This window comes from Frateuria defendens (genome assembly GCF_001182895.1).
Taxonomy (GTDB): domain Bacteria; phylum Pseudomonadota; class Gammaproteobacteria; order Xanthomonadales; family Rhodanobacteraceae; genus Frateuria_B; species Frateuria_B defendens.
The window spans coordinates 18,702-31,406 of record NZ_LFQR01000134.1 but is presented as its reverse complement, the minus strand read 5'-3'; the positions used below and the strand labels follow the sequence as shown (position 1 = coordinate 31,406).

9 protein-coding genes and 1 tRNA gene are annotated in these 12,705 nt (G+C 70.2%); 6 read left to right on the top strand and 4 right to left on the bottom strand.

What is annotated here, in order from left to right; genetic code table 11:
• Positions 1-28: 28 nt before the first annotated feature.
• Positions 29-616 carry a TetR/AcrR family transcriptional regulator gene (locus ACH65_RS15785; RefSeq protein WP_049623577.1) on the bottom strand — a complete coding sequence of 196 codons (588 nt, stop codon included), beginning with the start codon at positions 614-616 and terminating at the stop codon, positions 29-31.
• 144 nt (positions 617-760) lie between these two features.
• On the opposite strand from ACH65_RS15785, the gene ACH65_RS15780 reads away from it, so the two are divergent.
• On the top strand, positions 761-1,390 hold the full coding sequence (locus tag ACH65_RS15780; protein ID WP_049623576.1) for a glutathione S-transferase family protein: 630 nt from the start codon (positions 761-763) through the stop codon (positions 1,388-1,390).
• A 75-nt stretch (positions 1,391-1,465) separates the two neighbouring features.
• Here ACH65_RS15780 and ACH65_RS15775 read toward each other — a convergent pair whose 3' ends face one another.
• Positions 1,466-2,110 (bottom strand): LysE family translocator, encoded by a 645-nt coding sequence (locus ACH65_RS15775; protein ID WP_049623575.1) that lies wholly within the window; start codon positions 2,108-2,110, stop codon positions 1,466-1,468.
• Positions 2,111-2,258: 148 nt separating this feature from the next.
• Between ACH65_RS15775 and ACH65_RS15770 the strand changes: the two genes are divergently transcribed.
• Positions 2,259-3,746: an aminotransferase-like domain-containing protein gene (locus ACH65_RS15770; protein ID WP_082190364.1), complete on the top strand. Its 1,488-nt coding sequence runs from the start codon at positions 2,259-2,261 to the stop codon at positions 3,744-3,746.
• A gap of 105 nt (positions 3,747-3,851) precedes the next feature.
• On the opposite strand, the gene mutS is transcribed toward ACH65_RS15770, so the two are convergent.
• Positions 3,852-6,491 carry a DNA mismatch repair protein MutS gene (mutS, locus tag ACH65_RS15765; protein ID WP_082190365.1) on the bottom strand — a complete coding sequence of 880 codons (2,640 nt, stop codon included), beginning with the start codon at positions 6,489-6,491 and terminating at the stop codon, positions 3,852-3,854.
• A gap of 486 nt (positions 6,492-6,977) precedes the next feature.
• Between mutS and ACH65_RS15760 the strand changes: the two genes are divergently transcribed.
• The 4 genes from ACH65_RS15760 to ACH65_RS15745 all read left to right on the top strand — a co-directional run bounded on the left by ACH65_RS15760 (position 6,978) and on the right by ACH65_RS15745 (position 12,369).
• Positions 6,978-7,553, top strand: a complete 576-nt coding sequence (locus ACH65_RS15760; protein ID WP_049623573.1) for a sorbitol dehydrogenase family protein — start codon at positions 6,978-6,980, stop codon at positions 7,551-7,553.
• Between the two features lie 249 nt (positions 7,554-7,802).
• Positions 7,803-9,194, top strand: coding sequence for a cytochrome c (locus ACH65_RS15755; RefSeq protein ID WP_237561543.1), 1,392 nt, complete (start codon positions 7,803-7,805; stop codon positions 9,192-9,194).
• An 86-nt stretch (positions 9,195-9,280) separates the two neighbouring features.
• The gene (locus ACH65_RS15750) at positions 9,281-10,912 is read left to right on the top strand and encodes a GMC family oxidoreductase (RefSeq protein WP_049623572.1); all 1,632 of its coding nucleotides are present in this window, start codon (positions 9,281-9,283) and stop codon (positions 10,910-10,912) included.
• Between the two features lie 134 nt (positions 10,913-11,046).
• Positions 11,047-12,369 (top strand): carbohydrate porin, encoded by a 1,323-nt coding sequence (locus tag ACH65_RS15745; RefSeq protein ID WP_049623571.1) that lies wholly within the window; start codon positions 11,047-11,049, stop codon positions 12,367-12,369.
• Positions 12,370-12,607: 238 nt separating this feature from the next.
• On the opposite strand, the gene ACH65_RS15740 is transcribed toward ACH65_RS15745, so the two are convergent.
• Positions 12,608-12,692: transfer RNA gene (locus ACH65_RS15740), tRNA-Leu, on the bottom strand.
• Positions 12,693-12,705 lie beyond the last annotated feature (13 nt).

Sequence of the window (12,705 nt, the reverse complement as noted above, 5' to 3'; positions counted from 1 at the left end):
CCGCACCCCGCACCCCGCACGCGCCGCCTCAGCCGACCATCTCCAGCGCCGTGCTGCGCACCGCCTCGCGGATTTCTTCCCTGAAGCCCTGATCCTCGAAAGTGCGCGCCAGCACCATGCCGCCCACGCACAGCGCGGCGAGGGCGAGGCCGCGCCGGCGCTCCTGTTCGGGGTCGGACTCCGCCAGGCCAGCGGCGAGGATGCCGGCCATGCGTTCCAGCAGATGGCGGTAGGCCTCCTTGACGCGCGGGCCCGCCCTGGCCACGTCGGAGGGCAGGGCGATCATCGGGCAATGCGCGTCCAGGTCGTCCAGGTGCGCCCGCGACAGGTAGGCGTTGACCATCTCGCGGGCGTGGGTCTTGCCGCTGGCGCAGGCGGTGAAGGGCACGCCGTCCCAGCGCGCGCCCGGGTCGAAATCGAGGTAGGCCTCGATGGCCTCGAAGAACAGGTCCTCCTTGGCTTTGAAGTGGTTGTAGAAGCCGCCGCGGGTGAGGCCGGCGCGGGCCATGATCTCGTCGATGGACACCTCGACGAAACCCTTCCGGTTGAACAGCTCGCGGGCGCATTCGACGATGCGCTCGCGCGTCTTCCGCTTGTGCTCGACGGTGTAGGGCATGGCGTGGGCTCCGCGGGGCGAGTCCCAAGCCTAGCGCCGCGGATGAATATGTTCTTGAACATATGGTGTGGGGCGCCAGACTGTCCGCCGCACCGCTGCCGATGGCCGCGGCGGCCTTTCCACCCCACGCTTTGGAGGCACGGCATGAAGCTCTACTACGCAGAGACGATGAACCCGCGCAAGACCTGCGCGGTGGCCAAATACCTCGGTTCGCCGGTGGAGTACGTCCGGGTGGACCTGGGCAAGGGCGAGCAGTTCAAGCCCGAGTTCCTGGCCGACAATCCCAACGGCAAGGTGCCGCTGCTGGTCGACGGGGACCTGAAGCTGTGGGAGAGCACCGCCATCATGGCGCACCTCGCCGTGCAGGCCGGCTCCGACCTGTGGCCCGTCGAGCCCACCCGGCAGGTCGAGGTGCTGCGCTGGCTGTCGTGGGACATCGCGCATTTCTCGCGCCACGGCGGCACGCTCTATTTCGAGAACCATGTGAAGCCACACCTGAACCTTGGCGAGCCGAACCCGGCGGCCGTGGAGGAGGCCACCAAGTTCTACAAGCGCTTCGCCACGGTGCTCGACGTCCACCTGGCCAGGCATCCCTACCTCGTGGGCGACCGCCTGAGCATCGCCGATTTCGGCGCCGGCACCCTGCTGCCGTGGGCGAAGGAGGCGCACCTGCCGGTGCAGGGGTTCACCCACATCGCGCGCTGGCACGAGCGGCTGATGGAACTGCCGGCGTGGCGCGAGCCGTTCCCGCAGCGTTTGCCGGAAGCGGCGTGAGCGGCGTCGCTGCGCCGGCGTAGCGCACGTCGGTCGCGGGTGCCGCGTCCTCGCGCGGCGCCCGCGATCGCGGCGTCACCGGCTCAGCGGCACCCACTCGCCCACCAGCGGATAGAGCGACAGCACCAGCAACAGCGCCATGCCGAGGTTGAAGCCGCGCAGCACGCGCGCGTCGTGCAGCCAGCGGCGCATGACGCTGCCGAAGCCGGCCCAGATGCCGACGCTCGGCAGGTTGACGAACGCGCACAGCAGCGCGGCCAGCAGCAGGTTGGCGAAGAAGCCCTGGCGTGGCGTGTAGGTCGCCACCACGCCGATCACCATCACCCAGGCCTTGGGATTCACCCACTGGAAGGCCATCGCCTGCAGCAGGCCGATCGGCCGCTCCTTCGAGGTGCCCGTGGCGGGCGCGCCGGCGCGGGCGATCTTCCAGGCCAGGTACAGCAGGTACAGCGCGCCGGCGTACTTGAGCAGCGTGTACAGCCACGGCCAGCGCGCGAACAGGCCGCCCAGCCCCAGCCCCACCAGCACGATCATCAGCGAGAAGCCGGCGGAAACGCCGAGCATGTGCGGCACCGTGCGGCGGAAGCCGTAGTTGAGGCCCGAGGCGGCCAGCATGGTGTTGTTGGGGCCGGGCGTGATCGAACTGGCCAGGGCGAACATGGCCAGCGGGCCGAGCCAGGCAGGCCAGGACAGGATGATGGGCGAGAGGGCGTCTTGCATCGGCGTGTTCCGTTTCGGTGGTATGCCCCGTGCGCGGCCACGCGGCAGCCGCGGGCGGATGGGGACGGCGAGCAGGCTACGATGCGGGGCCGATACAGTACCGGTACACTTTGTCCGGTCACTTCCAAACTGATCCGGGTGAATCACCATGACAGCAGATGCCGGGCCATCGACAGATGGCGCCACCGCGGCGGCCGGGCGGCACGAGGGCGACGCCGGTTCCACTCCCTGGCGCCCGGTGCGCGGCGGCGCGCACGGGCTGGTCGAGCAACTGGTGGACGAACTCTCGCGGCGGATCGAGCAACAGGCGTTGCGGGCGGGCAGCCGGCTGCCGTCGGTGCGGCAGATGGCGCAGCAGGCCGGCGTCAGCCGCTTCACCGTGGTCGAGGCCTACGAGCGGCTGGCGGCGCGCGGGCTGGTGCAGCCGCGCCACGGCGCGGGTTTCTTCGTCAAGGCGCGGCGCGTGCGGCTGGGCGGCGCGCAGCCCACGCCCGAGCGGCTGACCTCGCCGGAGCAGGTGGACATCGCCTGGCTGTTGCGCAGCATGTTTCGCGACGACGCCACGCCGGGCACCTCGGGCGCCACCGGCCTGCTGCCGGCGGCGTGGCTGGACCCGGACCTGGTGGCCGGTGCGGTGCGCGCGGTGGGGCGCAGCGCCGGCGAGTCGTTTCTCGGCTATGGCCATCCGCAGGGTTACCCGGCGCTGCGCGAGCAGTTGGCGCAGGTGCTGCTGGCCGAAGGCATCGCGGCGGACCCGGAGCAGAACCTGCTGATCACCAGCGGCGTCACGCATGGGCTGGACCTGCTGCTGCGGCTGCTGGTGGAGCCCGGCGACACGGTGCTGGTGGAGGACCCGGCCTGGTACCTGATCTTCGGCCGCCTCGCCGCCTTCGGCGTGCGCGTGCTGGGCGTGCCGCGCGGGCCGGAGGGGCCGGACATCGCGAAGCTGGAGCAGTTGGCCGCGCAGCACCGGCCCAAGCTGTTCCTGGTCAACAGCGTGGTGCACAACCCCACCGGCCACACCTTGAGCGCGGCGGCAGCCTACGACGTGCTGCGCATCGCCGAGCGCCACGACTTTCTGGTGGTGGAGGACGAAACCTATGCCGACCTGCACCCGGGCGGCGCGATCCGCCTGGCCACGCTCGACCGCCTGAACCGCGTGGTGCTGGTGGGCGGCTACGCCAAGACGCTGGCGGCCAGCCTGCGCGTGGGCTACCTCGCCGCGCGGCCCGAACTGGTCCGGCGCCTCACCGACCTGAAACTGCTCACCGGCCTCACCACCGTCGAGCTGAGCGAGCGGGTGCTGCACAAGCTGCTGCAGGACGGCCACTACCTGCGCCACGTGGCGCGCGTGCGCCAGCGCGTGGACGAGGCGCGCCAGCGCTGCATCAAGGGGCTGCAGCGGCTGGGCCTGCGCATTCCGCACCTGCCGTATGCCGGCATCTTCGTGTGGGCCGACTGCGGGCGCGATGCCGAGACGGTGAGCCGTATCGCCGCCGAACAGGGCCTGCTGCTCGCGCCCGGCAGCCTGTTCTCGCCCAGCCAGTCGCCGTCGACCATGCTGCGCTTCACGGTGAGCATGATCGAGCGGCGCGATGCGTGGCCGCTGTTGCAGCGGGTGTTGGCGGCGGCGTAGGCGAAGGGGTACGGCTTTTCGCTGGGCAGGAGCAGCTATCGGATGAAGGGGCGACTATCGGTCGGCCCGCGCGGGTTGCGGACGCGCGCGAGCCCGTTCCAACGCCTATGCCAGCCCCTTCAACCGGTACAACGCCTCCAGCGCCTCGCGCGGCGACAGCGCATCCGGGTCGATGCCTTCCAGCGCGCTCTCCACCGCCGACGGCGCCGGCGGCGCGAACAGGCCCAGTTGCGGCGAGGCGGGCGCGGCCTCGGCCCGCGCGACCTGGGCGTGCATGCCGCGCTCCAGTTCCGCCAGCGTGCGCCGCGCGTCGGCCAGCACCGGCTTGGGCAGGCCGGCCAGCGCGGCCACCTGCAGGCCGAAGCTGCGGTTGGCGGGGCCTTCCTTCACCGCATGCATGAAGACCAGTTGCTCGCCGTATTCGACGGCGTCCAGGTGCACGTTGGCGATGCCCGCATATTCGCCGGCAAGCTCCGTCAGCTCGAAGTAGTGGGTGGCGAACAGGGTGAAGGCGCGGCTGCGCGCGGCCAGGTGCACGGCGGCGGCGCGGGCGAGGGCGAGGCCGTCGTAGGTGCTGGTGCCGCGGCCCACTTCGTCCATCAGCACCAGGCTGTGCTCGGTGGCGTTGTGCAGGATGTTGGCCGTCTCGCTCATCTCCACCATGAAGGTGGACTGGCCGCGCGAGAGGTCGTCGCCCGCGCCGATGCGGGTGAACACGCGGTCGATGGGGCCGATCGCCGCGCGCGAGGCCGGCACGTAGCTGCCGATGTGGGCGAGCAGCACGATCAGTGCGTTCTGGCGCATGTAGGTGGACTTGCCGCCCATGTTCGGGCCGGTGATCACCAGCATGCGGCGCGCGTCGTCGAGCTTGAGGTCGTTGGGCTCGAACGGTTCCTCGCGCACCTTCTCCACCACCGGGTGGCGGCCGCGCTCGATCAGGATGCCGGGCGCGTCGGTGAGTTCGGGCGCGCTCCAGTCCAGCGTCTCGGCGCGTTCGGCGAGGGTCGCCAGCACGTCCAGCTCGGCCATCGCGGCGGCGGCGGATTTCAGCGGCTCCAGCCGCTCGGTGAGCGTGTCGAGCAGCGCCTCGTACAGCGCGCGCTCGCGCATCAGCGAGCGCTCCCTGGCCGAGAGCACCTTGTCTTCGAAGGCCTTCAGCTCCTCGGTGATGTAGCGCTCGGCGTTCTTGGTGGTCTGGCGGCGCGTGTAGTGCGTGGGCGCCTTGTCCGACTGCGCCTTGCTGATCTCGATGTAGTAGCCGTGCACGCGGTTGTAGCCCACCTTGAGGGTGGGGATGCCGGAGGCTTCCTTCTCGCGTTCCTCCAGCTCCACCAGGTACTGGTCGGCGTGGGTGGAGAGGCGGCGCAGTTCGTCCAGCTCCGCGTCGTAGCCGTCGGCGATCACGCCGCCGTCGCGCTGGAGGACCGGCGGCTGCGGCACCACGGCGGCTGCGAGCAGGGCGGCGGTGTCGGCGTGGTCGCCGATGCGCTGCACGAGTTCGTGCAGCAGCGGCGAGGCTGTTCGATGAGTGCGGCCAGGGATGACCTCTTCTTGATTCTCGCGCTCAGGGAAGAGCGCACTGGGAACCGCCCCGCGCAGCGCGGGCGCGGCGGCGAGGCCGTCGCGCAGGGTGGAGAGGTCGCGCGGGCGCGCCGAGCGCAGCGCCACGCGGGCGAGGATGCGCTCCAGGTCGCCGATGCCGCGCAGCAGCTCGCGCAGGCCCTCGTAGCGGCGGCCGTCGATCAGCGTGCCGAGCGCCTGGTGGCGCCGGCGCAGCAGCCCGCGCGCGCGCAGCGGGCGGTTGAGCCAGCGGCGCAGCGCTCGCGCGCCCATCGGCGTCACCGATTCGTCGAGCACGCCGAGCAGGGTGTGCTCGGTGCGCCCGCTCGGGTGCATGTCCAGTTCCAGGTTGCGGCGGGTGGCGGCGTCCAGCGCGATGGTCTCGCTCGCGCTTTCCACCGCCATGCCGGAGAGGTGCGGTAGCGCGCTCTTCTGCGTCTCCTCCACGTAGCCGAGCAGGCTGCCGGCGGCGGCGATGGCCAGCGGCAGCTTGTCCACGCCGAAGCCGGAGAGGTCGCGCGTGCCGAAGAAGCGGTTGAGCTCGCGCCGCGCGGCGTCGCCGTCGAAATGCCATGGCGGGCGCTTGCGCAGGCCGGGCAGGGCGGCCACCAGCTTGGGCCAGGCCACGCTCTCGTCCACCAGCGTCTCGGCCGGCTGCAGGCGCGCGAGTTCCGCCGCCAATGCCTCGGCGTTGGGCACTTCGCTGAGCAGGAAGCGGCCGCTGGCGAGGTCCACCCAGGCCAGGCCGTAGGCGCCGTGCGCGCCGGCGGCGATGGCCAGCAGTAGGTTGTCACGGCGCTCTTCCAGCAGGGCCGCGTCGGTCACCGTGCCGGGGGTGACGATGCGCACCACCTTGCGCTCGACGATGCCCTTGGCCAGTGCCGGGTCGCCGATCTGCTCGCAGATCGCCACCGACTCGCCCAGGCGCACGAGGCGCGCCAGGTAGTTCTCCACCGCGTGGTAGGGCACGCCCGCCATGGGGATCGGCTGGCCGGCGGACTGGCCGCGCTGGGTCAGCGTGATGTCGAGCAGCCGCGCCGCCTTGCGGGCGTCGTCGTAGAACAGCTCGTAGAAATCGCCCATGCGGAAGAACAGCAGCACCTCGGGGTGCGCGGCCTTCGCGGTGAGGTATTGCCGCATCAGCGGCGTGTGGTCCCGGTAGTCCGCGCTCGCTTGGTCGGGCATGGTGTTCTGCATCGTGCTTGAGGTGCCGTGGGTTCGTGGGGGCGGGGAAGCCTCCCGCGCCGTCGTCGAAAGGCCTTCCGCCAGGCGCGAGCCGGCGCGTCCGCCGCGGACGCGATGCGCTGGCGCGAGGCCGGCTCAAGCGGGCAATGATCGGTGCATGCTGCCTGCGTGTCCATGGCGGAACGTCGGTGAGGCGCCCTGCGGCCCCGCCGGAGAGCTTCGCGCCAAGGCGTCGGATCATGGCGACGGCTTTCGCGGACAACGGCTTGCGCATGCTGCGCTGCGTCATCGCATCGGCAGAAGGGGATGTCTGGATGCACCGGCGACGTAATGGCCTCCCGCGCCGCGAAATGTTGCGGTTGCACATCGTGTCCAAAGGTGTACGATCCCGGCGGTCAATTTGACGCGCGGCAGCTTGTCGCAGTGATGACTACCGCAGGAGGCGGCCTTCGGGCCGCCTGCATCCATCCCAGAAGGACTCCCCACGTGGACGAACTCCATCCGCAACCCGAACCCGACGGCATCAGCGCCAAGGGCTTGGCCCGGAGGCGGCTGCTGCGCCATTCCGGCACCGCCGTGGCCGGGCTGGCGCTGGCTTCCGCCGGCCTGCGCGCACAGCAGGCGACCGCCCCGGCCATCGTGGCGCCGAACGAGGCCGAGCTCGACGCCTTCCACAAGCTCTCGCGCCTGCTCACCGGCCACGAGAACCTCGACCTCACCCTCGGCACCCGCCTGTACCAGGCGATGACGCAGCGCGACGCCACCTTCCCGGCCACGGTGAAGGCGCTCGGCGACTACGCCGCACAGCACGGCCACACCACGGTCGAGGCGCTGGAACAGGCGCTCAAGGGCCAGCCGCTGCACGCGCCGCTGATGGCCATCGTCGGCGCCTGGTACAGCGGCGTGATCGAGCCGGGCACCGGCGCCACGGTGTATGCCTACGAGCGCGCGCTGATGTACCAGCCCTCGCGCGACGGCATGGTCATCCCGACCTACGCGCACAACGGCCCCAACTACTGGGTTGCCGAGCCGCCGCCGCTGGATCGCATGCCCTCGTTCTGAGCGGATCGCGCCGCCGCGAAAGCGCAGGCGCCCATCTGGAACACCCACGTCAAGCGATCGAGGCCGTCAGGGCGGATCTGGTCGCTTTTTCTAGGTCGCACATTTGGATCGATCTAATGGATCGATCCAAATGTCGATCCACGCCATATGGAGAGCCCGTCCTTGTCACAGGATCAGCCAACCCCGACGCCGCGGCGGCGGCGTCACCTGCTCCGCCTCGCCGCCTGTCTCGCCGTTGCCGCGGCCGGCGTGGCGTCCGCCTTCGCGCAGGAGAAAACGCCGGTCGCCACGCCCGCGGCCGGGCAGGTGCAGAGCGACCCGGTCAAGCGCGGGCAGTACCTCGCCATCGCCGCCGACTGCGCGGCCTGCCACACCGTGCCGGGCAGCGCCAAGCTGTTCGCCGGCGGCTACGCCATCGACTCGCCGATGGGCAAGATCTACTCCTCCAACATCACGCCCTCCAAGCAGTACGGCATCGGCAACTACACCGAGGCGGAGTTCGCCCGCGCCGTGCGCGAGGGCGTGAACGCGCACGGCACGCACCTGTATCCGGCGATGCCATACCCCTCCTACGCGGCGATGACCGACGAGGACGTGGCCGCGCTCTACGCCTACTTCATGCAGGGCGTGCAGCCGGTGGACGAGGCGGCGCCCGAGACCAGGCTGGCCTTTCCCTTCAACGTGCGCGCCTCGATGGCCGGCTGGAACCTGCTGTTCCTGCACAACCAGCGCTTCGCGCCGGATGCCTCCAAGAGCGCCGAGTGGAACCGCGGCAAGTACCTGGTGGACACCCTGGCCCACTGCGCCGAATGCCACACCCCGCGCAACGCGATGATGGCCCTCGAGGACGGCGCGGCCAGCTACAGCGGCAGCCAGCTCGGCAGCTGGCACGCGCCCAACATCACCAGCGACGCGGTGAGCGGCCTGGGCGGCTGGAGCGACGCGGAACTGGCCGCCTACCTCAAGACCGGCCACGTCGCCGGCAAGGCGCAGGCCGCGGGGCCGATGGCCGAGGCGGTCACCAACAGCCTGCAGCATCTCACCGACGCCGACGTCCGGGCCATCGTGGCCTACCTGCGCACCATTCCCGCCGTGCGCACGCCGGGCCAGGCGGCGCCGTCCTACGCGCAGGGCAAGGCGGCCGACACCGACGCCGACACCATCGGCCTGCGCCCCATGCAGGTGAACATGGCCGACATGAAGGGCGAGGAGCTGTACGCCAACGCCTGTGCCAGCTGCCACCAGAGCACCGGCGAGGGCACCCGCGACGGCTTCTACCCGTCGCTGGCGCACAACACCGCGGTGGGCGGCGCCTCGGTCGACAACCTGGTCGCCGCCATCCTGTTCGGCGTGGACCGCGAGGCCGGCGGCAAGCACGTGCTGATGCCCGGCTTCGGCCCCGGCTCGGAGGTGCAGGCGCTGAGTGACGCGCAGGTGGCCTCGCTCGCCAACTACGTGCTCCAGCAGTTCGGCAATGCGGCGCTGTCGGTGACGGCAGCGCACGTGGCCGAGCTGCGCGAGGGTGGCCCGACGCCGGCGCTGGCGAAGCTCGCCGGCCCCGCGGTGGGGATCGCCGTGGTGATCGTGCTGGCCCTCGTCGTGTTGCTGCTGGCGCGCCGCAAGCGCCGCGCGCGGCACTGAGCGGGCATCCGGATCAACGCAGGCAATTCGACTATCACCGGCCGGCGCGGCAAACGCGCGGCCGAGCACGAATCTGAGAGGTTGTCATGGCAAACGAACTTTCCGCCGACGTCGTTGTGGTCGGCACCGGCATCTGCGGTTCCTTCGTCGCGCACGAACTGGCCCAGGCCGGGCTGTCGGTGCTGATGCTGGAGGCCGGCCCGCGCCGCGAGCGCGCCCAGCTGGTGGAGAACTGGCGCAACATGCCGCCGGCCAACAAGGCGGCGTCGGACTACGCCACGCTGTACCCCACCGTGCCGTGGGCGCTGCACCCGCAGTACATGCCCGAGAACGGCTACCCGCAGGTCGACGGCCCCGACGCGCACGCCTACCGGCAGGGCATCCTGCGCGGCGTGGGCGGCACCACCTGGCACTGGGCGGCGTCCTCCTGGCGCTACCTGCCGTCGGACATCCAGCTGCACGCCACCTATGGCGTGGGCCGCGACTGGGCGGTGACCTACGACGAGCTGGAGGACTACTACTACAAGGCCGAGGTGGAGATGGGCGTCAACGGCCCCAACGACACCTCGCTCAAGTACGTGGCGCCGCGCAAGCAGCCGTTCCCGATGGAGCCGATGCCCTACGGCCCGGCCGACCGCCGCTTCACCGAGGTCGTGGCCACGGCCGGTTACGCCAACACGCCGGTGCCGCAGGCGCGCAACAGCCGCCCCTACGACGGCCGCCCGCAGTGCTGCGGCAACAACAACTGCATGCCGATCTGTCCGATCGGCGCGATGTACCACGGCGTCTACCACACCCTCAAGGCCGAGAAGCTCGGCGCGCGGGTGATCCCCAACGCGGTGGTCTACCGCATCGACACCAACGCCGCCAACGAGGTGACGGCGGTGCACTACTACGACCCGGACAAGGTCTCGCACAAGGTCACCGCCAAGACCTTCGTGATCGCCGGCAACGGCATCGAGACGCCCAAGCTGCTACTGCTGGCCGCCAACGACCGCAACCCCAACGGCATCGCCAACAGCTCCGACCAGGTGGGCCGCAACATGATGGACCATCCGGGCATCCTGATGAGCTTCCAGGCGGCCGAGCCGATCTGGACCGGCGGCGGCTCGGTGCAGATGAGCTCGATCACCAATTTCCGCGACGGCGACTTCCGCCGCGAGTACGCGGCGATCCAGATCGGCATGAACAACACCGCGCAGAATCTCAAGGCCGGCGTGAAGGCGCTGCAGATGGGCCTGGTGGGCAAGAAGCTGGACGAGGAGATTCGCCGCCGCGCCGCCTGCGGCATGGACATCTACGTCAACCACGACGTGCTGGCCAACCCGGAGAACCGCCTGCGCCTGAGCACCACCCGGAAGGACGGTCTGGGCATCCCGTTCCCGCACATCACCTATGACGTGGGCGAGTACGTGCGCAAGTCGGCGGTGTTCTCGCGCCAGCACCTGCAGAAGATCGCCGCGCTGTTCGGCGCCACCGAGATCGAGACGACGCCGTACTTCAACCCCAACAACCACATCATGGGCGGCACCATCGGCGGCGCCGACCCGAAGAACTCGGTGGTGGACAAGTGGATGCGCACGCATGACCACAAGAACCTGTTCCTCGCCACCGGCGGCGCCATGGCCTCGGCCGGCACGGTGAACGCCACGCTGAGCATGGCGGCCTTGTCGCTGCGCGCGGCCGCCGCGATCAAGCAGGACATGCTGCACGGCTGATCGCGTCCGCCTGCGTCCGCCGGCCCGTGCGGTCGGCGGGCGCTCTTCCCGCGCGGGCCTCGCCCGCCGGAACCCGCATGGCGCCAGACCCTTCCCGGGCGCCGTGACCCACGTTTCAAAAAGGGAGAAACACCATGTTCTTTTCCCTTGGCCTGCCGCGTCCCCGCAAAGCCGCGGCCTTGCTGGCCTTGCTCGGGCTCGGCGCCTCCACCGCCTGCGCGGCGGACGACCTCGCCAGCCGCCCCTACCTGTTCGGCGACTGGGGCGGCACCCGCACCCGCCTCGCCGACGACGGCATCGACTTCAGCTTCGGCTACCAGAACGAAGCCGGCCACAACTACCGCGGCGGCGACCGCCGCCTCACCCGCATGACCGACCAGTGGAAGGCCGGCGTGACGCTGGACCTGGACAAGCTGTGGGGTTGGCACGACACCGTGTTCACGCTGCTCTACACCAACCGCAACGGCCGCAACCTCGACACCGATTCCAGGCTGGGCAACCTGCAGCAGACGCAGGAGCTATACGGCCGCGGCCAGACCACCTGGCTGACCAAGCTCACCGTCGAGAAGGGCTTCTTCGACCACCGCCTGGCGATCAAGGCCGGCCGCGAATCGGAGGGCGACGACTTCGGCTACGCCAACTGCGATTTCCAGAACCTCAGCCTGTGCGGTTCGGAAGAGGGCAACGTGTTCGGCCGCTACTGGATGAACTGGCCGGTGAGCGTGTGGATGGTGCGCGGCAAGTGGGCCACCAGCGCGCACACCTACGTGCAGCTGGGCGTGTACCAGCAGAACCCCACCTACATCGACAACGCCTGGATGCGCCGCAGCGCCTGGAAGATCAACAACCCCGGCGGCACGCAGGGCGTGGTGGTGCCGCTGGAATTCGGCTGGACGCCCACGTTCGGCGGCTACGACGGCAGCTACAAGTTCGGCGTGGTCTACAACAGCGGCGGCCTGCCCGACCTGATCGAGGACGCCAACGGCCAGCCGCGCGCCATCACAGGCCTGCCGGGCCGCCAGCGCGACGGCGCCTACAGCGGCTACATCGCCTTCCTGCAGCAGGTCAGCGGCATCAACGGCGGCAAGGGCCTCACCGTCGGCCTGCGCGCGACGGCGGGCGATCGCCAGACTTCGCCAGTGGATCGCCAGTTCTCGCTCAACCTCGAATACCACGGCCCGTTCGCACGCAGCGGCGACATCATCGGCCTGGGCTTCGCAGCCACCCATGCGAGCAGCCGGCAGGCGGACTACCAGCGCCTCTACAACGCCTATCACCCCGACGACGCCGGGCTGGTGGCCGACAGCTACGAATACGTGAGCGAGCTGTTCTACAGCTGGCAGCCGATCCGCTCCGTCACGCTGCAGCCCAACCTGCAGTACATCCTGCATCCGGGCGGCACCAGCGAGAACAAGAATGCGCTCGTGCTGGGCCTGAAAACCGTGGTGGCCTTCTGAAGACGCGCCGATAGGAAGGCGCCGTCGTGCGCCCGGCCGGAGCGCGCGGCGCTGGGCGGGGCGCATCGCTTTTTGCCTTCCCGATTCACCGAACGATCCGCTGCCGTGGATCCACGGCGCCCACGCTCCGGCGGGGCGCCGTTCTTTTTGGTCGGCCGGGAACGTCGGCGCGATGTCTGCGCGCAGATGGACGCGCACAAAAAACGAAGCCCGCCTTGCGGCGGGCTTCGTTTACAATTGGTGCCCAGGAGAGGACTCGAACCTCCACGGTTTTACCCGCTAGTACCTGAAACTAGTGCGTCTACCAATTCCGCCACCTGGGCAGGTGGTCAAGCA